Below are 21052 nucleotides of genomic sequence, written 5' to 3' on the forward strand. Positions count from 1 at the left end.
TGCATCAGGAAGTCTTGACGCGAAATTAATCTCAGTTGGTCCCGGGGTACAGCAGTTTATTCCGCACCAGCAGGCATGCGCCGATAATGCCGGCTTTTTCGCCAAGGCGGGAAAGTACCAGCTGGGTATCATTGTTTACCAGGCTGAGGGAGTATTTATTGATCGCACTTTTGATGGGCAGGCGGATGTAATCCCCGGTGGTGGCGATGCTGCCGCCGAGGATCACCATTTCGGGGTTAAAGAGGTTGATGAGCATGGCGATGCCTTTGCCCAGTTTTTCCCCGATCTCGGCCACCAGCTCTATGGCCAGCATATCGTCATTGTTCGCGGCATGGATGATGTCCGCCAGCGTGATCTGCTCCGGCTGTTTGTGTTTACGCATCACCACGGTGGAAAAACCGGCTTTCAGTTTTTCGTGGAACTTGCGTACCAGGGCCTGGCCGGAGGCTTCGGTTTCCAGGCAGCCTTTTTTACCGCAATGGCAGATCACTTCATTATTAAAGAAGGGGATGTGGCCGAATTCACCGGCGAAGCCGGATTTGCCGTAATACAGCTGCCCGTTGATGAGGATGCCAAGACCGATGCCATGGTCCAGGTTCACGAAAAGCACGTTTTTTTCGTTGTTCACCGTACCGCTGCTGAATTCGCCGTAGGCCATGGCGCGGGAATCGTTTTCCAGGAAGGTGCGTATGCCGATGCGGGCTTCTATTACCTTGCTCAGCGGTTCTTCATCGAAATGGAAGAAACTGTAGCTGTAGCCAGTGGCGTAATTGATACGGCCTGAAAGGTTCACGCCCACGCCCAGGATCTTTTCGCGGCCTACGGGCAGCTCGTCCATAAAACGGAGGATGATCTTGCACAGTTCGTCCAGCGAAGCGGCCGTGTTCTGCAGGTCGTAAGGGATCTTTTCGGAAAACTTCACCAGGTTCCGTTTAAAATCCAGCAGTCCTATGTTAATATGATACTTTTTTACTTCCACCCCGATGAAAAATCCCGCATCCGGCGCCATCCCGTAGAGATTAGGCTTACGGCCGCCGGTGCTGTCCACCTTTCCGTAATCGTTCACCAGCCCTTCCTGCAACAGTTCGTTCAGCAGGTGGGTCACCTTGGGGGTGGAGGCATTCAGCTCCTTCGCCAGGTCCGCAATGGTGGCATTATTGATATTGGTGAAATATGCGATGATCTTTTTCTTCAGGCTCAGGTTTTTGTAAGCCACTCCGCCCAGGGTCTCATTATTCAGTTCTTCAAAGAAAGTACTCATTGTTGGGGAAGGTGTTTTTAAAACGATTCTTCACACAAATATATTCTTTTTAAAAAAAATTAAAAACAAATTATCTAAAACAGGGGATTTGAAAGAGTGGATGATACAAACCCCAAAACCTGTAGCCGGGAATAATATTATTTTGATTTCGAGCGGAACTTAAAATTGAATTAGGGTTAATTACTTCGTAGTTAAAAAAATAAATTAAAAAGTACTTGTGTTTTAATAAATTTTATTCTTATTTAGAGGAATCATTTTAAGAATTAGATAGTACGCCTTATACCATCTCAATTTTTAAACGCTAACGCCTACACGTTTTGTTGTTCCATAACAACGTCAGTCAATATCGCCGGAATAGTACGGGCGCCGGCGCCCGGGGTAAATTAGAAACACGTAATGAACAGAAGGATGCGCATCGGCAGTCAGTGTGTAATACTGTTATTCAGCCTGATTTGTTTTAAAGTGAACGCCCAGCAGCAAACGGACCTGCTGATCATCGGCGGGGGAGCCAGCGGAACCATGGCGGGTATTCAGGCCGCAAGGATGGGAACGAACACGCTTATTATAGAAGAGACAGACTGGCTGGGCGGGATGCTCACTTCGGCGGGTGTTGCCGCCATAGATGGTAATCACCGTATGCCTTCCGGCCTCTGGGGCGAATTTCGCGCACAGTTATATAATTATTACGGCGGCCCTGAAAAGGTATTTACCGGCTGGGTAAGCAATACGCTCTTCGAACCACATGTGGGTAATAATATATTGAAGCAAATGGCCGCGAAGGAAAAGAACCTGAAGATCAGCTACCAGACCAGGTTTCAGTCTATCAGGAAAGAGAATGGCCGCTGGCAGGTGACGGTGTTGAAAGGAAAAAAATCTGCTGTCATCGAAGCTAAACTGCTGATAGATGCCACCGAACTGGGTGATGTGATGGCGGCCGCGGGCGTAAAATATGACATCGGCATGGACGCAAGCGGGGAAACCGGCGAAACGCAGGCTCCCGCACAGTCCAATGATATTATACAGGACCTTACCTATGTGGTGGTTCTAAAAGATTATGGTAAAGGAGCGGACAAAACCATCCGCAGGCCGGAAGGCTACAACGAGGCTGAGTTTAAGCACAGCTGTGATGTATCCGACCCCGCGTCTTTTGACTCCCCGGACAACAACTGCAATAAAATGATGCAGTACGGCCGGCTCCCGAACAATAAATACATGATCAACTGGCCGAAAAGCGGCAACGATTATTACCTGAACATCATCGAAAAAACGCCCGCCGAACGCGAAGAAGCGCTGAAAGCCGCCAAACTCCACAGCCTGCGTTTTGTCTATTACCTGCAAACCGCTTTAGGATACAGAAACCTGGGCATTGCGGACGATGAGTTCCCCACCGCGGACAAACTACCCATGATACCTTACCATCGCGAAAGCCGCCGCCTGAAAGGAGAAGCGCTGCTCACGGTCAATCATGTGGCTAAACCATACGAACAGCCGCAGCCGCTTTACCGCACCGGTATTGCCGTGGGCGATTATACCATCGATCATCATCATGAAAAAAATCCTTCCGCGCCAAAGATCGACTTCGTGAAAATACGTGTGCCGTCCTATAACATACCGCTGGGCAGCCTGCTGCCAAAAGAAGTGGATGGATTGATCGTGGCGGAAAAAAGTATCGGCGTGACGAATATCGTGAACGGCGCTACACGCCTCCAGCCCGTAGTGCTGGGTATTGGCCAGGCGGCCGGAGCGATCGCCGCCGTGGCTTTAAAACAGAACATACAACCCCGGCAGGTATCCATCCGTGATGTTCAGCAGGCGCTGCTGGACAGCAAAGCCTACATCATGCCTTTTATCGATGTAAAAGCCGAAAGCCCGTATTTCGCCGCCATACAGCGCACCGGCGCCACCGGTATCCTGAAAGGCACCGGCATTCCTTACCAGTGGGCAAACCAGACCTGGTTTTATCCTGATAATATTCCTTCCCGCTACGACGTGCTGGATGGCCTGCGCGCATACTACGAGCCGCTCCGCACGTTCTGGGGCGCTTCCGGGGAGCCGCTCACCCTGCAATTCCTGCTGGAGCTGTTTGAAAAATGCGGTAAAAAAGTAACGCTTCAGCAAATACAAAACGACTGGAAAAAATTATCCTTACCCGATACACCTGCTGCGGATATCACGCTCAACCGCGCCACCACCGCAGTGCTCATCGACCATTATCTCGAGCCGTTCCGGCGTAGTGTCAACTTTGCCGGGCAGTTGCAATGATCAATTAACCGAACGGAATAAACGAACAAGATGAAATACAAAAAATTAGCACTGGGCCTTTGTATGCTGATGGGATGCGGCATGACTGCCAACGCACAAAAAGCGCATCCCCGCAAAAATATCCTCTGGTTTGACGCTACGGCGAACTTCAAACGTTTCACCATCAAAGATTCTATCACCTATTACCTGGAAAGATCAAAAGACGCGGGTGTGACCGATGTGGTGGTGGACCTGAAGCCCATTACCGGTGAGGTGCTGTATCCCAGCAAGATAGCGCCGGTGATGAAAGAATGGAAAGGCGAATATGAAAGCGGTGTAAAGGACCTGTCGTGGGACATGCTCACCGTATTCCTCGAAGAGGGCCACCGCCTGGGCCTGAAAGTACATGCCAGCACAAACGTTTTCGTGGCAGGTCATAACCATTTCGACCGTGGCGTAGTGTTCAGCGACCCTTCCAAGACCAACTGGCAGACGATCAGTTACCTGCCCGGCACCGGTTTTACAAAGATCACCGAACAGAAAAACAAATACTCCGCCATGCTCAACCCTGCCAACAGGGACGTGCAGAAATATGAACTGTCCATCCTGAAGGAACTGGTAAAAATGTACCCTAAACTGGACGGTATCATCCTGGATCGCGTGCGCTACGACGCCCTGGCCACGGACTTCTCCGACTATTCCCGCAAGGCGTTCGAAAAGCACCTTGGTAAAAAGGTAAGCCGCTGGCCGGAAGATATCCTGTCCTACACCACAGGTGAAAAACCGGAAAAAGTAAAAGGCCCGCTCTTTAACCAATGGATCGAATGGCGCGCTAAAATCATCCATGACTTCGTTTACGAAGCCCGTGGTGTGATCAAAAAAGCAAACCCGAAGATCGTTTTCGGCGACTACACCGGCAGCTGGTACCCCACTTATTATGAGCTGGGTGTAAACTGGGCCAGCAAGGATTACGATCCATCCAAAGAATTTTCCTGGGCTACACAGAACTATAAAAAATACGCATACGCCGAGGCGCTGGATCTTTTCACCACCGGTAACTACTACTTTGAAGTAACCAAAGAAGAAAAGAACAAGATCGATACAAGTAAAGTGAACCGTACGGAAGCGGCGCAGACAAAGGCGGCGGAAGACTGGTACACCGTGGAAGGCTCCGCGGACCTGGTGAACAGGCTTACCGGCGGCAAGATCCCTGTATACGCCGGATTGTATGTAGAACAATATAAAGGTCACCCTGAACAGTTTGTAAAAGCCATGAAAATGTGCCGTGCGAAATCAGACGGCGCCATGGTTTTCGACATCGTGCATATCATCAACTACGGCTGGTGGAAAGAATTGAAGGAAGGATTAAAGAACTAAAGCAAGGCATTGATCCCGCGAACTGCCGGTGTACGCCGGCAGTTCGTCTTGAATCCGTTTTATGAACCGAAGTAACAGTTTAGACGCCCTCCGCGGCTTTGCCATCCTGGCCATGGTGCTGTCCAGCAGCATCGCGTTCGGCATATTGCCGGCCTGGATGTACCATGCGCAGACGCCGCCGCCATATCACCAGTTCAAACCTGAACTGCCGGGCATCACCTGGGTGGACCTCGTGTTCCCTTTTTTCCTGTTCAGCATGGGCGCGGCCATACCGCTGGCGCTTCAGAAAAAGATCAGGGAAAACACACCGGCGTACAAACTGCTGGGACATATACTGCAACGATTCGCCCTGCTCGTGTTTTTTGCCATTTTTACTTTGCATACCCGTGCATGGGTACAGTCCGGTACGCCCGGTGTAACGGAATACCTGGTATCCATCGCCGCATTCGGGTTGTTGTGTTGTATGTTCATAAAAATGAAGTCGGTGATCCCGAAGATCATTGCTTTTGCACTGGCTATCGCGTTCCTGTTCTATAAAAAGATCGATCTGTCAAGGAGTGATGTGATCATTATCGTATTGGCCAATATGGCATTGTTCGGCACGCTCATCTGGTGGCTGACGATCAGGCAGCCGTTGCTGAGGCTGGGGGTGCTACCCTTTATTGCTGCAATATTCCTCTCCGCCCAAACCCCGGACAGCTGGGGCAAAGTGGTGTACGACTGGAGCCCCATACCCTGGGCTTACAAGTTCTATTATCTCAAATACCTGTTTATCATTATACCTGGAACGTTTGCAGGGGAGTGGTTGCAAATGGCCCTCCCCACGGGCAACGGCGGGGATAAACGCAAATGGCAGCTGGTAGCCGCGGGCACGCTGGCGCTGGTGCTGATCAATGTCATATTCCTGTTCAACCGCCAACTGGTATTGAACCTCGTACTGAACATCGGGGTGGGGGCTGCCATGCTGTTCCTTTCGCGCAAGATGCTCAGCCCTGTCCCTTCCTGGATGAATTACCTCCAGGCGGGTGTTTACCTCCTGTGGTTGGGGCTGTTCTTTGACTGCACGCAGGGCGGCATCAAAAAAGACCCTTCAAACTACAGCTATTATTTTGTGACCGGCGGCCTGGCATTCCTGGTGATACTGGGTTTCAGCATACTGGAATATTATGGGTACTGCAACCGCCTGATAAAATACCTGGCGGCCAACGGGAGGAACCCGATGGTGGCGTATGTGGCGGGCAACCTGCTGCTGATACCGGTTATGCACCTCAGCGGCCTGATGCAGGTATACAAAAATATGGATGCGAACGTGTGGCTGGGCGTGCTGAAAGGCTTGCTCTTCACTGGCATCGTATCATTGATCACCCTCTTTTTTGTCAACCGAAAATGGTTCTGGAAAACATAAAAATATATAGATGTCATTAAGCGTACTGGATATTGGGATCATTATCGGCTATATCATCGCCATCCTGTTCCTGGGTTTTTACATAGCGAAAAAAGCCTCTAAAGACCTGCAAAGCTACTTCCTGGGCGGCAACAAGATGAAATGGTACATGCTGGGCCTCAGCAATGCTTCCGGCATGTTCGATATTTCGGGCACGATGTGGACGGTGAGTATCCTGTTCATTTATGGCCTGAAAAGCGCCTTCATCCCCTGGCTCTGGCCCGTGTGGAACCAGGTGTTCGTATTCGTGTACCTCGCCATCTGGATGCGTCGCTCCAATGTAATGACGGGTGCGCAGTGGATCACTTTCCGCTTTGGTGACGGCAAGGGCGCCAGGCTTTCGCATATTATCATCGTCATCTTTGCGATCGTAAGCGTGATCGGCTTTATCGCGTATTTTTTTGAAGGCATCGGTAAGTTCTGTACATCCATTCTTCCATGGGACCTGGCGGTACAGATCGGTGCGTTCCATCTTTCTTCAGAAAGAAGTTACGCCCTGATCCTTTGTATCCTCACAACGCTTTACACTATCAAAGGTGGCATGTACAGTGTGGTAGCCACGGAAGTGATGCAGTTCGTGATCATGACCATCAGTTGTTTTGTGATCGGGTATATCGCGTATACTTCCGTAACGGCGGACCAGGTGCAGGCTGCCATACCCGGCGGCTGGAAAGACCTGGGCTTTGGCTGGAACCTTGGCCTGGACTGGACGGGCACGCCATTCCCGGGTGTGAACGAAAAGATCGAAAAAGACGGCTTCGGGCTGTTTGGCATCCTGATCATGATGATGCTGTTTAAAGGCATTTTTGCATCTATTGCTGGGCCTGTGCCGAGTTATGATATGCAGAGGGTGCTCAGTACCCGCACGCCCGGCGATGCGGCTAAAATGAGCTTTACGACCATTTGGGTGATGTACATCCCGCGTTATCTTATGGTGGCGGCTTTCAGTGTGCTGGCGCTGGTGTATATGCAAACGGAGCTGGGTGCCCAGGGCGGCAGTATCGATTTTGAGAAGATTGCGCCGCTGGCGATTGCCAAGTTCGTGCCGGCCGGTTTTAAAGGGCTCTTGCTCGCGGGCCTGCTCGCGTCTTTTATGGGCACGTTCTCCGCTTTTGTAAACGCGGCCCCGGCTTATATTGTGAACGACATCTACAAAAAATATATCAACCCGAACGGCTCGAACGAAAAGCTGATCCGCATGAGCATCATATCCTCCATGGTACTGGTGTTCATCGGTATCCTGTTTGGGTTTATGGGCGCTTCGCTGAATAAACTCACGCTCTGGATCACTTCCGCGCTGTACGGCGGTTATGCGGCGGCCAACTTCCTGAAGTGGATATGGTGGCGTTTTACCGGCTACGGTTATTTCTACGGTATGTTGTTCGGCCTCATCGGCAGCACCATCAAGCTCTTCTTTTTCCCGGACATCGTAGATATTTATGTGTTCCCCATTATCCTGCTGTTCTCTTTCGGCGGCTGTATCGCAGGTACTTACTTGTCCCCGCTGGTAAACCGCGAGGCGGTGAAAGCGTTTTATAAACAAACCAATCCCTGGGGCTTCTGGGGTCCGATCAAAAAAGAAGTACAGGAAGAAGACCCTGCTTTTGTACCGAATAAAGATTTCAAACGTGATATGGTCAACATCCTCACGGGCATTGTATGGCAGATGGCGCAGGTGGTAATACCGATCTACTTCATGATCCGCGAAAACTACCAGCTCCTCGGCTGGACGCTTATTTTCATCGCTACCACCTGGATACTGAAGAAAAACTGGTGGAACCGTTTGAAAGATGTGGACGAAAAATATAAAAAACAGGCAGCATGAAACGACAGGTCATCATAGCGGCGCTGGCCCTGCTGGCAGCTTCTTCAGCTTACGCTCAGCAGATGGACAGCTCCTACGATAATACGCATTACAAAGAAAGGATGGCACTGTTCGCCACACTGCCTGCCCAAAAGAAAACAATCGTTTTCCTGGGCAACAGTATTACGGAAGCCGGTAAATGGAACGACATATTGCCTGGTATGCCCGTGCAGAACCGCGGTATCAGCGGTGACGTTACATTCGGTGTACTGGCCCGTCTGCCGCAGATCATCGCGGGGAAACCCGCAAAGGTGTTCCTGCTCATCGGGGTGAACGACCTCAAGCGGGGTACCCCGGTGGACGTGATCGTCCGCAATTACGAAAGGATCACGGATATGCTGAAAGCCGGTTCCCCTAAAACGAAGATCTACCTCCAGAGCGTGCTGCCCGTGAACGACAGTATACTGGTGGAAGGTTTCAAAAAAGTGACCAATGCAAACGTGGCCCTGGTAAACGAAGGCCTGCAAAGGATCGCCAGGGAAAAGGGCTGCACCTATGTAAACCTGCATGAAGTATTTGCGGATGCCAGAGGGCAGCTGAAAATAGAAGAAACACCGGATGGGCTTCACCTGAGGGTAGGCTCCTATCCGGCCTGGGTCAATTATCTGCGAAGCAAAAAATACCTGTAACATGAAGTGGTTATTATTCGCCCTCTGCCTGCTTCCCTTTGCAGGCATGGCCCAGAAGACAGACAGCAGTTATGCCAACTGGTACTACCAGGACAGGATGAAACTCTATAACCAGCTGAACGATCAACCGGCGGACATCCTTTTCCTCGGCAACAGCATCACCGAAAGAGGGGAGTGGCAGGAACTGCTGCCCGGCCGCAAAGTGGCCAACAGGGGCATTGGCGGAGACAATACCTTTGGTGTACTGGCCCGCCTGGATGGCGTGATACAGCAGCAGCCAAAGAAGATCTTCCTCCTCATCGGCATCAACGATATCGGCAGAAGCCTGCCCACGGAGGTAAGCCTGAACAATTACCGGAGGATACTCACCCGCCTCACGCAGGGCCTTCCCAAAACAAAGATCATCGTGCAGTGCGTACTGCCGCTGAACGAAGCCAAACTTCCATACGCCTACCTGAAAGGTAAAGCGCATATGGTGAAAGCGATGAACGAAGGTATTGTGAAGCTGGCGGAAGAATTCAGCCTTACTTACCTCAATCTCCACGAATTGTTTGCGGATGAAAAAGGAGAACTGAAGGCGGATTACACGAAAGACGGCATTCACCTGCTGCCAGGGGCTTACGTGGACTGGGTGAATTGGTTAAAAACAAAAAAACAATTGTAGTATGAAGATAACCGGCACTTTCCTGGACGAGATCAGCCACGATATACCCCACCAGAACTGGGGCAGGGAGGAATGGGACCGAGATTTCGGGTATATGAAAGCCATCGGTATAGACACCGTGATCCTGATCAGGAGCGGCTACCGGAGGTTTATCACTTACCCTTCCGCCTACCTGCAAAAACAGTTCGGCTGCTACGAACCGCCGGTGGATCTCGTAAAGATGTACCTGGAATTGGCGGACAAACACGGCATGCAGTTCTATTTCGGGCTGTACGACAGTGGCCATTACTGGGATACCGGCAATATGCAGGATGAAATAGACGCCAACCGTTACGTAATAGATGAAGTGTGGCGGCAATACGGTCACTACAAGAGTTTCCGGGGCTGGTACCTCAGTATGGAGATCAGCCGCAGGACAAAAGGTGCCGTGGAAGCTTTTTCCACGCTGGGCAACCAGTGTAAGGCGGTGAGCAACGGGCTCCCCACTTTTATCTCCCCCTGGATAGATGGTAAAAAGGCTGTCATGGCTGCTTCGGCGGGCCTTACCAAGGCGGACGCCGTATCCGTGCAGGAACACGAAAAAGAATGGAGCGAAATATTTGAAGGCGTTCGCGGTGCGGTAGATGCCATTGCTTTCCAGGACGGCCACATCGATTATCATGAACTGCCGGAGTTTTTCGCCGTCAACAAAAAGATGGCGGATAAATTCGGCATGCAATGCTGGACCAATGCTGAATCCTTTGACAGGGACATGCCCATTAAGTTTCTGCCCATCAAGTTCGAGAAGCTGCGCCTGAAGCTGGAAGCCGCACGCATGGCTGGCTACGACAAAGCTATCACATTTGAGTTTTCACATTTTATGAGCCCGCAGTCTGCATATCTCCAGGCCGGGCATTTATTTAACCGTTATCAGGAATACATAGCCGGATTAAAATGACCCATCCAAATTCAATGAAACAACTAGCCGACCTATATAAACGCGAATTGTTGGAAAACGTGCTGCCATTCTGGATTGCGAACTCGCGCGATGAAGAGAACGGCGGCTTCTTCACCTGCCTGGACCGCCAGGGTAAAGTATTTGACACAGATAAATTTATGTGGCTGCAGGGCCGTGAAGTATGGATGTTTTCCATGCTGTACGACAAAGTGATGCCCAACCCGCAATGGAAGGATATGGCCCTCCTGGGTGCGAGATTCATGGAGAAACACGGCCGGGATGTTGAAGGCAACTGGTATTTTTCTACTACCAAAGAAGGCAAGCCCCTGATCCAGCCGTACAATATTTTCTCCGATTGTTTTGCTGCCATGGGTTTTGGGGCTTTGTACAAAATAGAACAGAACCCCGAATATTACGCCATCGCAAAAGATACTTTCGACAATATCCTCCGCCGCCGGAATGACCCGAAAGGAAAATACACCAAAAATGTACCGGGCACCCGCCCCCTGAAGAATTTCGCGCTGCCCATGATCCTTTGCAATCTCTCGCTGGAGCTGGAGCACATTCTTGGCAGCGAAAAGGTGAACCAGTTCATCCCGGAAGTGCTCAGCGAAGTGATGGATGTGTTTTATCACAAAGAAACGGGCCTGATCCTGGAGAACGTACTCGCGGACGGCAGCTTTTCCGACAGCTTCGAAGGCCGCCTGCTCAATCCCGGGCATGCCATCGAAGCCATGTGGTTCATCATGGACCTGGCCGTGCGGTTGAACGATCCCGCGCTGGCTCAGAAAGCCTGCGACATTGGGCTGAAAATGCTGGAACACGGCTGGGATCATGAATATGGCGGCATCTTTTATTTCATGGACATCCATAACCGTCCGCCGCAGCAGCTGGAATGGGATCAGAAGCTCTGGTGGGTACATCTTGAAACGCTAGTGTTCCTCGCCAAAGGCTGGCAGCTTACCGGCAACGAAGCATGCCAGGCATGGTTTGAAAAAGTACACACCTACACCTGGGAACATTTTAAGGATAAAGAACATCCCGAATGGTTCGGTTACCTCAATCGCCAGGGCCAGCCGCTGCTGCAGCTGAAAGGCGGTAAATGGAAAGGGTGTTTTCACGTGCCGCGTGGGCTGTACCAGGTATGGCAAACGTTGGAAAAATCCCCGGCGTTTCACTCTCAGCCTGTAATTGTTTAAATTCGTTGCCATGAGATGGATATTCATACTAATGTTGTTTTCCTGCTCCACGCAGGCGCAGAAAAGGATCACATACGCCGTTAAAGGAAACGATACCCTTTACATAGATCATTACGAGCCTACAACGACGCCCAATGGCATGAGTATCATGTTCGTGCACGGCGGCGGCTTTACAGCCGGAGACCCAAAGAACCAGAGGCCATTCGCGGAAGGCATGTGCAAAAAAGGTTATAATGTATTTGTGATTTCGTACCGGCTTTACCTGAAGGGCGGGAGCTTTGGCTGCAATACGGCTACGCCGGTAAAGCTCAAAGCCATCAGCACCGCGGTGGAAGACGCCGCTGATGCCGCGAAATACATTATCACGAATGCCGCAACCCTTAAAGTGGATACCTCGAAATTTTTCATCTCCGGCAGCAGCGCGGGTGCTGAAACGATCCTCCAGCTGCTGTACAATCCCTGGGCCACCACGGATAAAGCCCGCTACGATTACTTTGCCACACCGCGTTTCAAAGGCGCGCTGGTATTCGCCGGTGCATTGATCGATATAAATACGCTGAAGCAGGACAACTGGGTGCCGATGCTGCTGATGCACGGTACAAAAGACCAGCTGGTGCCATACGGAACGGCTTCCCACCACTACTGTAGCGCCAACTCCGAAGGCTGGCTGATGTTGTTCGGCGCCAAAACCATCCTGGAGCAGGCAAAGACCTGGAACAAGCCGGCGGTCCTTTACACCTATCCCGGCAAAGGTCACGAAGTGGCCAATTACATGTTCCGCGAATTCGATAAGATGGATGCCTTTATGCAGGATGTGGTGAAGGGGAAGCAGATCAAAGCGGAAGACGTGATCGTGGAGGAAAAGACGAAATAAACGGTTGTTTGATATGTTTTTGAAGCCTTGCCGGTAACGGTAAGGCTTTTTCAATTGGCTCAACACTGCGGAGTCAATTATAATTTATTGTAAATCAGTGTAATTTGACAAAAACAGTTATATCTTGCCAGCTTCACGGCGTGCATTAGATAAATTTCTCCCCCGAAGAATGTATTTTCGGGCCGCCCTATAGCAAACTGTTTATATGAAAGTATCCGGATTCACCTTTGTGCGAAATGCTGTCAAATTCGACTATCCTGTTGTGGAATCTATCCGCTCCATCCTCCCGCTTTGTGATGAGGTGATCGTAAGCGTGGGCGATTCGGAAGATGAAACGCTTGAGCTGATCAAATCCATCAATTCGCCAAAGATCAAAATATTTCATTCCGTCTGGGATGATTCTTTAAAGGAAGGCGGCCGCATCCTGGCCGTGGAAACAGACAAAGCGTACGCGCACATCAGCCCCGATACTACCTGGGCTTTTTACATTCAGGCGGATGAAGTAGTGAATGAAAATGATTATGACGCCATCCGCGCCGCCATGGAACAATACAAGGATGACAAAAAAGTGGAAGGCCTGTTGTTTAAATACAACCATTTCTACGGCAGCTACGATTACCTCGGCGATTCACGCACCTGGTACAACCAGGAGATCAGGATTGTAAGGTATCTCAAAGATATCCGCTCCTATAAAGATGCGCAGGGCTTCCGCATCAACGACCGGAAACTGCATGTAAAGGCCATCAACGCCTACATCTACCATTACGGCTGGGTGAAAGACCTGATGCACGCAATGAACAAATGGAAAAACACCGCCAAACTCTACCACGGCAATCACCCCGATAAGATCAAACACGTCATCGAAGCCGAATGGTTCGACTACTCCGGCATCGATTCCCTGAAACACTTTACTGGTACGCACCCTTCAGTGATGAAAGAGCGCATCGCCAATAAGAACTGGGAGTTCGAGCATGATGTGAGCAAGAAAAAATTCAAGAGCTTCAGCAAAAAAATGCTGTACTGGATTGAACAGAAAATGGGGAAACGGTTATTCGACTACCGGAACTACAAACTTATCAGATAAAGAAAAAGAGCCCGATCGGCTCTTTTTCTTTTTTTAACTCTTTATCTCTATTTTATATTCTCCTTTTACACCGGGCGTTTTTCCTTTCAGGATAATCCTTTCAAGGCCTCCGGGCCAGCTTCTTTCCAGCCTCGGGTCTTTATTGTCGATGTGCTCCGTGCTGGCTTCCAGCAGGCGTGCGTTGTACGTCATGTTCAGCGTGAAATCCTTTCCTGCCAGTTTGATGACGCCGGGTGTGGATACGTCCACTTTACAGGCGGAGAGGAAATGCAGTTCCGGCGCGGCCACGAAGGCATCCAGTGCAAATGCGTCCGTGATGGTGAAGGATTTGCCGCGTTGGAGGATATAGCCCCTTTTCCAGGATCTTACTTTCGCGTCTTTGGGGTAAGCAGTGGCAATGTCTGCAATAAAGCTGACCTGTTTGGCGGTAGCGGAGAATGCTGCTGAAGCGGCTTTGAACTCACGTCCATTCATCTGCTGCACACCATTGATCAGCGGCAGGTTGTGATAGGCGGACTGCATTGTCCATATCTTATAACGGTCCGGGCTGAAAGTCTGGCGCACGTAAGTGCCCACGCCGGCGTCCACGAGGCAGGGCAGGCCGTTGTAGTACAGGATGAACGTGCCTACGTCGTTGTGGTTATGCGATTCGGCGTTGTGCCCGCCTTTACCCGCAAAATAAAACCCTTTTTTGGTGCCGGGATATTCCCTGGCAATGGCCACCTGGTTGTCCGGATACCAGGCATGGCCTATCAGCGGCTCACGCGCGGGGCTGGCCATGATCTCGTTCATAGTAGTAAGGTCTGTGATCACTGCTTCAATGGTGCCGGAAGACGCGTGTTCATTCATCTTATCCTTCTGTGCGTAGAATGCACCGAAGCCCGTCATCACCGTATCATTGATGGCTTTGCCATAGCGGTACACCATGCCTTCGTTGATACCGCCTTTGGCACTGGCATCCGCGAAGTTCACAAAGTATGGTTCGTTGATATAAACATTGGCGATATACTGGCCCATGTTTTTGATCAGCGGGTGGGCGTATACGTCCAGTTTGCCTTTGGTGGCGTGATTCAGCAGCTCCAGGCATTCGAAATATTTTCCGCCCGCATGGCTCCAGTAGGAGGGGCCTTCGTCGCAGGCGCCATCCGGATGGTACCAGTCGGTGAACCGGTCGATGGACTGCATGGCTTTGTAAATATTTTTGGAACGGAGAGCGGGGTCTTCTTCCAGCAGCAGAATGCACTGCATCACGTTGTAATTGATCCAGGGATTCCAGTTGTTCTGCGGGCGGTCGTTGAAACCCATCCACCAGAAGTCATTCCGCTTGTAATAGGGCTCTAATATTTTGTTGCGCACTTCATAACGGATACGCGCGGCAATGAGCGGGTTCACTTCATCCAGCTTTGCGCGGAAAAAATGATGCACCCAGGCCAGCAATGCGCCTGCGTCCGCGGAGCCAAGGTCTATCACCGGGTTGGTCACGTCGGGGATCAGCTCTTTGCCGCGGGTCACGGGAAGGTGTGCGCTCAATACCCAGGAACTTTGCTCGCAAACGGCCCATATCCCGTTGATCAGCTGGTCGGTGAACCGACCTTTGCCTTCGGTGAGTTCTGCCAGCGCAAGGGCCTGTAAAGCGGATTTACGGTCAGTGTTCGGGTTCTGCATGATGTTGCGGTCGCCCGTGCGGGTAAATTCCATGTAATCGGTTGCTTTCACAACGCCCCAACCGGATTTGAGCGCATTTTCCCCGGCCTTGATCAGCTCACCCCTGATGGAAGCGGGCAGGCCGTCCCAGAAAGTGCGGTCATTATAAGCCGGGAGGGTTACCCAATCCTGGTTGTTGATAAGCATGCCGCCCAGTTGGGCTTCGGAGTAGGTGCGGGTCAGCAGTTTTTGGTGATCCTGTGCATGGATAAGGCCTGGCAGCAGGAGCGCCAGTACGACTAGTATTCTTTTCACGTGGATTAATTTGGTACAAAATAGCACCAAAATTATTGAGATCAAACAGGTTGTGTATTATCTTTCCTTCAGTTTGTTCAGGTTGATCTTGAACGTCTGCCCCACGGGCAGGCTCTCGTCCAGCACCACTACATGCCTCGGGCCCCATTCTTCCACTTTGTCCGCCGCTATGATATAGGATTTGTGAATGCGCACGAAGTGGCATTCGGGCAGCAGTTTTTCCATCTCCGCGGTGGTGGCGTTTACGATCAGGCATTTGTTTTCCAGGTACACTTTTACGTAGTTGCCCATACTTTGTACGTAATAGATGTCCATCGGGTCCACGGTGGTCTGTGTGCTGCCGGTTTTGAGCACCAGCGGCTCCACGGGTGGCGTGCTCACGGGGGCTTCCTGCTGTAGGATCTTGTTCACCGCCTTGAGGAATCGGGGAAAACTGATGGGTTTGAGAATATAATCCACTACATCGTACTCGTAACTCTCCAGCGCAAATTCGCTGTAAGCCGTAGTGAGTATGATCTTCGGGTGATTATTGTTGAGCGTTTTGAGAAGGTCCAGCCCGCTCAGCTCCGGCATATTGATGTCCAGGAATACCACGTCCACTTTCTCGCGGTGGAGGAAGTTCGCAGCCTCCATGGCATTGTAGCTGTGGCCTACAACCTGCAGGGCCTGTACTTTTTCAATATGAGCTTCCAGCACGTAGTGCGCTCCGGGTTCGTCATCTACGATCAGGCAACGGAGTGTTTGCATGGCGGTCCAGTGTTAAAAGGAGTTCTGTGTAATAAATGTTGTTCTCTTCATGCGTAATAAGCGTGTGACGTTTGGAATAGGCCAGCGCCAGGCGCTGTTTTACGTTGTTCAACCCTACGCCCGTCGAAGATACGGATTGTTTGTTGTCCGGCACGGTATTGCGGATTTTCATATGCAGCGTTTCCCCTTTGATCTCCAGCTCTACTTTGATATAGCTGGCGCTCATGCTGGATGGGGCATATTTGAAAGCGTTTTCCACAAATGCGATCAGGATCAGCGGGGTGATCAGCAGGTCTTTTTCATGCCCTTTTTTCTTAAAATTCACCTGGCAGCGCTGGCGTACACGGGCCCTTTCGAGATGTACGTAGTTGCGGATGAACTGCAGTTCGTCTTCCAGCGGTACAAACTGTTTGCGGGAGCTTTCCAGTTGGTAACGCATCAGTTCGGAAATGCTCAGGATCAGCTCGGGCGTTTTATTGGGATACCGGAGGCTTACCCCGTACAGGTTATTCAGCGTGTTAAAAAAGAAATGCGGATTGAGCTGGCTTTGAAGGTATTGTAACTCCTTTTCCCTTAACAGGAGAGAGTTCCGCAATTCCATGGTTTGCAGTGTGGCGCCCCGGTAAAGGAACCAGAGACCGATACCGATGAGCAGGCAGGCCAATGCGAACACAAAGTCCCCGATCCACAACATGTCCATATCCGTTTTGAACACTTCCACACGGAGGGTATAGGTCACGAGGGTGGTCACGGTCAGGCCCGCGCAGATCACGCCGAGATATTTCCAGTAATGTCTTTTGATAATGAGCAGCTGAAGCGCGTATTTGTTGTGCAGCGCGGCCATGACGTATATGAATACCAATGACAGGCTCTGGTACAGGTAAAGGCGGGTATTGGTGATAGGTTCATATTGCAGGTTAATGAGCAGGTTCACCCCCAGCAGCACTATCAGGAACAGAATATTGACTACCCAGCTATTGTTGAATATGTTCTTAAAAGCCATACAAGCGGCAATTTAAGACGATCCGGGAGTATATGGGGCCATTTTTCTGATATCCCGCATTCGTCATTTCCCGTGCGGGTTTGGTCAGATGTATTTGGCGGTCAACTTTCCAAGTTGCAGCTTTGTGTCCTGAATAGAAATTTCAGCCGCCATTCTAAAAACTGAAATTGTTAGTTAGTCTCAAACCATGTTGACCATTTAACCACTAAGGGGTGGGCCTTCTGGCCCGCCCCTTTTGTGTTTTCAGCTGAAATACCACCCTGTTATTTTCTCCGGCTGCCCTGTTTCCCTATACTTTTCAGGACCAGTAAATGAGACAATAACACCAGCGGCACCACAATGGCCGGGAGGAAAATATAGGGAAAACGGGTAACCGCAATATTGGGCTGGTCAAAAGCCAGCTGCTGAATGGGGGAAGGAGCGGATAGGATGGCTGTGATGACAATAATAGCGAGGAATACAATCCCGGCAATATTCCAGGCCCTGAAGAAGAGCCGGTTTATCCCTTTGCCGGAATAAAGCCTGTAAGCCAGCAGCAGTATAGCCGTCAGGCCGATCAGGATGTCGAAGTTCCAGCCTTCGAAGGTCATGATCCGGGGTATTTTCCCATCAAGAAAGAGCCGGTACAACGTGATCTCTACGAGAACCCGCAGTGCGTGCACTGCCAGCAGCCAGTTCTGTTGTATTTTATCGGGGTTCAGCTGCCGGTACAGGTAAACGACATACAGGATAACAGGGAGGTTCACGCCCAGCATGACCTTTGGCAGGCCGGATCTTTCATCCTCAAAGAAGCCCGCTCCGGAAACCACTCCCACCAAAACCATCCAGGACAATGAAACCACCAGCACACCGGTATTCCGGCCTGTACCAAAGTAAAAAAACAGGATTGCCGCCAGGGTAATGGCTATAAAAGAGAGATCAGGCATACCGGGTGTTTTTAATGATTGAATTGCCGCAAATGATGGTCGGTGTGTTTAAAAACGTACTGCCCGATCTGTTCAGGGCTCATCCTCCCGAAAAAAGGATGCACGAATTCCCTGGCTGTAGTGTGGTCGTAGCGCTGCAACAGGCCGATCCATTTTTCTTTTTCCGCTTCAAAGTCGCCGTCGCCGGTGATCCTGAATTCCGGATGGGTAGGCTGGTTCTTTTTCATCGGGCTGTCATCTTTCAAAATACTGCCCAGCGCCATTTTCCCAAACAGCCGGCCAATGAACAGCCGTTTGTAGGTTTTCATGCCCAGGAACAGTTCTTCGCTTTTGTTGCAATGCCGGAGCATCTGGAAAGCAGTCATTTTTCCCCACAAGGCCTTGTTATCCGGCGAAAGCGACTGTATCCTGCCGGTCAGCTGTGTGCGGGTTTCTGTATCGAATATCGTTTTCATAAGTGGGGTTTACATGGGGAGGATGTTTCTTATTTCTACCGTACCGCCCATCCCGAGTATGGGACAGCCTTTGGCCAGGCTGAGCGCTTCGTCGAAGTCCTGCGCTTTTAGGATCATATTGCCGCCCAGCGTCTGGCTGGCCGTGATATGAATGCCGTCTTTTACAGAAAGGTCTGCCTGCAGCTGCCTGCCTTCGAATCCAAGCTGGCTGGTGCTTACCAGCTTCGCCTGCATGGCGATGCCGCTGATCCAGGAGCCCCAGAGCTGTTTTTGGCTGGTCATTTCAGCATCTGTAGGCTGGTGGCTGAAATCGGGAGTGAATCTGAAGAGGAGCATAAAGTCCTGTAGCTTTTCCATGTAATAGGTTTTTGGGTGATGGAATGGTGTAAAGCTACCGGCAACGGCAAAAATTTCTCTTGCCATATGGCAAGAAACGGTTATTCGCTGGCAATCTCTTTCCGTATCCTGCTCAGCGAAGTGTCCGTAATGCCAAGGTACGTGGCGATCTGTTTTAAGGAAACATTCTGCACGATCTGCGGCTTTTCCTTTACCAGCCTTTTATAGCGGTCTTTCGCTTGGTCCGAGATCATGGAGATGTTATGGCTTTTTAATTCGAAATAACTTTCCACCAGTCTTTTCCGGCCTGCTTCCCTGAATGATTCTATGCTGTGGAACAATTGCTGGAAGGTTTCAAAATCCAGCTGCCAGCACACGCAGTCTGTAAGTGCCTGGATGTTTTCCCGTGTAGGCTTGCGCAGGAAAAAGGAAGTCCAGTCGATAACGATATCGCCTGTGGTATAAAAATTCGTGCTGATGTCGTCCCCTTCCGTATCTATGGCAAAAGAGCGGATATACCCCTGCTGAACGAACCAGTAGTTGCCCGCGGTTTTCCCTTCAGCCAGCAAAAAGGCGTTTTTTTCAAACCTTACTTCGCTGAACCTGGGAATGATGGTTTCCAGCTCCTGTGCGGTAAACTGGCCTTCTTTAAAGATGTTGGCGAGGAAATGTTGCTGCATATGTCAGGTTTTATAAGATGGCGTGAATTCAAATATAACAGGAAAAGGCCATAGAAATGAGGGGTCTTTCGTCCTTTGATTTTGAATATTTTCTACTAAAACAGCTCAAAATCCGAATATTTTCTATAAAACGAAGCGGAGTTTTGAATTTTAAAATTACTTCCTACATTTGCACCGGATTACAATTATGAACAACAACGTACATACACATCATCACCATACTTACCCGACCGGTAGGCAGGGGATGCTGTAGTATTACTTTACAGATATTCACCATAAAAGGCTTACCGGATTCGGTAAGCCTTTTTTGTTTCAACATGATCAGATGAGGCCCCATCAGCCCCGTAAGAAATAAAAATGTTACTGATGAGACCGTTAGGTCCCATCAGACCCTTAAGAAATAAAAATGCACTGATGAGGCCGTAAGGCCCCATTAGGCCCGAAAAGAATAAAAATGAACTAGTGAGACCGTGAGGTCCCATCTGGCCCGTAAGAAAATAAAAATGTACAGATGAAACTGCGAATTGCCATTCAGAAATCCGGCCGCTTACACGAAGATTCTATCAAACTGCTGAAAGAATGCGGGATAGATATCAACAACGGCGTGAACAAACTCAAGACAGAAGCTACCAACTTCCCCCTGGAAGTGTTCTTCCTCCGCGATGACGATATTCCGCAGTACGTGGAAGACGGCGTGGCAGACCTCGGTATCGTAGGTGAAAACGTAGTGCTGGAAAAGAACCGGCCCCTGCGCACCATCGAAAAACTGGGTTTTGGCAAATGCCGTTTGGCCATGGCCGTGCCTAAAGCGATGCAGTACAACTCCATCCGCGACCTCCAGGGCCAGCGCATCGCCACCAGCTATCCCGTGATCGTAAACGAATTCCTGAAAAAGCTGGACATCCAGGCGGAAATACACGAGATCAGCGGCTCCGTGGAAATTGCCCCCGGCATTGGCCTCGCGGACGCTATCTGCGACCTGGTGAGCAGCGGTTCCACCCTGTTCATGAACGGGCTGAAGGAAGTGGAAACCGTACTCCGCTCCGAAGCCGTACTGGTGTCCAACGACAAGCTGAGCCCCGAACAGCAGCAGTTGCTGGCCAAACTCCTCTTCCGCATCCAGGCGGTGAAAAAGGCCAAAAACAACAAATATGTACTGCTGAACGCGCCGAACGACAAGCTGCCGGAGATCATCGGGCTGCTGCCGGGCATGAAAAGCCCCACCGTACTGCCTCTCGCGGAAGAAGGCTGGAGCTCCGTGCATTCCGTGCTGAATGAAAACGATTTCTGGGATATCATCGAAAGCCTGAAAGCTGCCGGTGCGCAAGGCATCCTGGTAGTGCCGATCGAGAAAATGGTTGTTTAAAACAAA

At 50.5% G+C, this 21052-nt stretch carries 19 protein-coding genes; 11 read left to right on the plus strand and 8 right to left on the minus strand.

What is annotated here, in order from left to right:
• Positions 1-31: 31 nt before the first annotated feature.
• Complete coding sequence (locus EG028_RS12625) at positions 32-1261, minus strand: ROK family transcriptional regulator (protein WP_120516807.1); 1230 nt, start codon at positions 1259-1261, stop codon at positions 32-34.
• Positions 1262-1657: 396 nt separating this feature from the next.
• Between EG028_RS12625 and EG028_RS12630 the strand changes: the two genes are divergently transcribed.
• From EG028_RS12630 to EG028_RS12675, 10 genes are all read left to right on the plus strand, one after another.
• Entirely contained in the window at positions 1658-3523 is a 1866-nt protein-coding gene (locus tag EG028_RS12630; protein ID WP_241559114.1) for an FAD-dependent oxidoreductase, read from the plus strand.
• Positions 3524-3553: 30 nt separating this feature from the next.
• Positions 3554-4879, plus strand: a complete 1326-nt coding sequence (locus tag EG028_RS12635) for an alpha amylase family protein (protein ID WP_206614443.1) — start codon at positions 3554-3556, stop codon at positions 4877-4879.
• A gap of 61 nt (positions 4880-4940) precedes the next feature.
• On the plus strand, positions 4941-6284 hold the full coding sequence (locus tag EG028_RS12640) for a DUF5009 domain-containing protein (protein WP_120516805.1): 1344 nt from the start codon (positions 4941-4943) through the stop codon (positions 6282-6284).
• A 10-nt stretch (positions 6285-6294) separates the two neighbouring features.
• Positions 6295-8148 (plus strand): sodium:solute symporter family protein, encoded by a 1854-nt coding sequence (locus tag EG028_RS12645; RefSeq protein ID WP_120516804.1) that lies wholly within the window; start codon positions 6295-6297, stop codon positions 8146-8148.
• A complete protein-coding gene (locus tag EG028_RS12650; protein WP_120516803.1) occupies positions 8145-8816 on the plus strand; it encodes a GDSL-type esterase/lipase family protein in 672 nt (223 codons plus the stop codon). The genes EG028_RS12645 and EG028_RS12650 overlap by 4 nt, the downstream gene beginning before the upstream one ends.
• Position 8817: 1 nt before the next feature.
• Positions 8818-9480 carry a GDSL-type esterase/lipase family protein gene (locus tag EG028_RS12655; protein ID WP_120516802.1) on the plus strand — a complete coding sequence of 221 codons (663 nt, stop codon included), beginning with the start codon at positions 8818-8820 and terminating at the stop codon, positions 9478-9480.
• 1 nt (position 9481) lies between these two features.
• Positions 9482-10417 (plus strand): DUF4434 domain-containing protein, encoded by a 936-nt coding sequence (locus tag EG028_RS12660; protein ID WP_120516801.1) that lies wholly within the window; start codon positions 9482-9484, stop codon positions 10415-10417.
• Between the two features lie 14 nt (positions 10418-10431).
• Positions 10432-11616, plus strand: a complete 1185-nt coding sequence (locus EG028_RS12665) for an AGE family epimerase/isomerase (RefSeq protein ID WP_120517012.1) — start codon at positions 10432-10434, stop codon at positions 11614-11616.
• Positions 11617-11626: 10 nt separating this feature from the next.
• Positions 11627-12490 (plus strand): alpha/beta hydrolase, encoded by an 864-nt coding sequence (locus tag EG028_RS12670; RefSeq protein ID WP_120516800.1) that lies wholly within the window; start codon positions 11627-11629, stop codon positions 12488-12490.
• Between the two features lie 205 nt (positions 12491-12695).
• Entirely contained in the window at positions 12696-13574 is an 879-nt protein-coding gene (locus EG028_RS12675) for a glycosyltransferase family protein (protein ID WP_120516799.1), read from the plus strand.
• Positions 13575-13607: 33 nt separating this feature from the next.
• Here EG028_RS12675 and EG028_RS12680 read toward each other — a convergent pair whose 3' ends face one another.
• The 7 genes from EG028_RS12680 to EG028_RS12710 all read right to left on the minus strand — a co-directional run bounded on the left by EG028_RS12680 (position 13608) and on the right by EG028_RS12710 (position 19680).
• A complete protein-coding gene (locus tag EG028_RS12680; RefSeq protein WP_120516798.1) occupies positions 13608-15533 on the minus strand; it encodes a heparinase II/III domain-containing protein in 1926 nt (641 codons plus the stop codon).
• A gap of 57 nt (positions 15534-15590) precedes the next feature.
• Positions 15591-16280: a LytR/AlgR family response regulator transcription factor gene (locus EG028_RS12685; protein WP_120516797.1), complete on the minus strand. Its 690-nt coding sequence runs from the start codon at positions 16278-16280 to the stop codon at positions 15591-15593.
• Entirely contained in the window at positions 16249-17283 is a 1035-nt protein-coding gene (locus EG028_RS12690) for a sensor histidine kinase (protein ID WP_120516796.1), read from the minus strand. The genes EG028_RS12685 and EG028_RS12690 overlap by 32 nt, the downstream gene beginning before the upstream one ends.
• A gap of 263 nt (positions 17284-17546) precedes the next feature.
• Complete coding sequence (locus EG028_RS12695; RefSeq protein ID WP_120516795.1) at positions 17547-18209, minus strand: hypothetical protein; 663 nt, start codon at positions 18207-18209, stop codon at positions 17547-17549.
• Between the two features lie 11 nt (positions 18210-18220).
• The gene (locus EG028_RS12700; protein ID WP_120516794.1) at positions 18221-18664 is read right to left on the minus strand and encodes a DUF1569 domain-containing protein; all 444 of its coding nucleotides are present in this window, start codon (positions 18662-18664) and stop codon (positions 18221-18223) included.
• 9 nt (positions 18665-18673) lie between these two features.
• A complete protein-coding gene (locus EG028_RS12705) occupies positions 18674-19021 on the minus strand; it encodes a YciI family protein (RefSeq protein WP_120516793.1) in 348 nt (115 codons plus the stop codon).
• An 80-nt stretch (positions 19022-19101) separates the two neighbouring features.
• Complete coding sequence (locus EG028_RS12710; protein WP_120516792.1) at positions 19102-19680, minus strand: Crp/Fnr family transcriptional regulator; 579 nt, start codon at positions 19678-19680, stop codon at positions 19102-19104.
• A gap of 511 nt (positions 19681-20191) precedes the next feature.
• On the opposite strand from EG028_RS12710, the gene hisG reads away from it, so the two are divergent.
• Entirely contained in the window at positions 20192-21046 is an 855-nt protein-coding gene (gene hisG, locus EG028_RS12715; RefSeq protein ID WP_120516791.1) for an ATP phosphoribosyltransferase, read from the plus strand.
• Positions 21047-21052 lie beyond the last annotated feature (6 nt).

This window comes from Chitinophaga barathri (assembly GCF_003807585.1).
Classification (GTDB): domain Bacteria; phylum Bacteroidota; class Bacteroidia; order Chitinophagales; family Chitinophagaceae; genus Chitinophaga; species Chitinophaga barathri.

Coding starts and splice junctions, on each gene's coding strand:
- EG028_RS12690 (WP_120516796.1), bottom strand. CDS start 17,283: ATGGCTTTTAAGAACATATTCAACAATAGCTGGGTAGTCAATATTCTG.
- EG028_RS12625 (WP_120516807.1), bottom strand. CDS start 1,261: ATGAGTACTTTCTTTGAAGAACTGAATAATGAGACCCTGGGCGGAGTG.
- EG028_RS12695 (WP_120516795.1), bottom strand. CDS start 18,209: ATGCCTGATCTCTCTTTTATAGCCATTACCCTGGCGGCAATCCTGTTT.
- EG028_RS12665 (WP_120517012.1), top strand. CDS start 10,432: ATGAAACAACTAGCCGACCTATATAAACGCGAATTGTTGGAAAACGTG.
- EG028_RS12670 (WP_120516800.1), top strand. CDS start 11,627: ATGAGATGGATATTCATACTAATGTTGTTTTCCTGCTCCACGCAGGCG.
- EG028_RS12700 (WP_120516794.1), bottom strand. CDS start 18,664: ATGAAAACGATATTCGATACAGAAACCCGCACACAGCTGACCGGCAGG.
- EG028_RS12650 (WP_120516803.1), top strand. CDS start 8,145: ATGAAACGACAGGTCATCATAGCGGCGCTGGCCCTGCTGGCAGCTTCT.
- EG028_RS12645 (WP_120516804.1), top strand. CDS start 6,295: ATGTCATTAAGCGTACTGGATATTGGGATCATTATCGGCTATATCATC.
- EG028_RS12660 (WP_120516801.1), top strand. CDS start 9,482: ATGAAGATAACCGGCACTTTCCTGGACGAGATCAGCCACGATATACCC.
- EG028_RS12710 (WP_120516792.1), bottom strand. CDS start 19,680: ATGCAGCAACATTTCCTCGCCAACATCTTTAAAGAAGGCCAGTTTACC.
- EG028_RS12675 (WP_120516799.1), top strand. CDS start 12,696: ATGAAAGTATCCGGATTCACCTTTGTGCGAAATGCTGTCAAATTCGAC.
- EG028_RS12640 (WP_120516805.1), top strand. CDS start 4,941: ATGAACCGAAGTAACAGTTTAGACGCCCTCCGCGGCTTTGCCATCCTG.
- hisG (WP_120516791.1), top strand. CDS start 20,192: ATGAAACTGCGAATTGCCATTCAGAAATCCGGCCGCTTACACGAAGAT.
- EG028_RS12705 (WP_120516793.1), bottom strand. CDS start 19,021: ATGGAAAAGCTACAGGACTTTATGCTCCTCTTCAGATTCACTCCCGAT.
- EG028_RS12655 (WP_120516802.1), top strand. CDS start 8,818: ATGAAGTGGTTATTATTCGCCCTCTGCCTGCTTCCCTTTGCAGGCATG.
- EG028_RS12630 (WP_241559114.1), top strand. CDS start 1,658: ATGAACAGAAGGATGCGCATCGGCAGTCAGTGTGTAATACTGTTATTC.
- EG028_RS12685 (WP_120516797.1), bottom strand. CDS start 16,280: ATGCAAACACTCCGTTGCCTGATCGTAGATGACGAACCCGGAGCGCAC.
- EG028_RS12635 (WP_206614443.1), top strand. CDS start 3,554: ATGAAATACAAAAAATTAGCACTGGGCCTTTGTATGCTGATGGGATGC.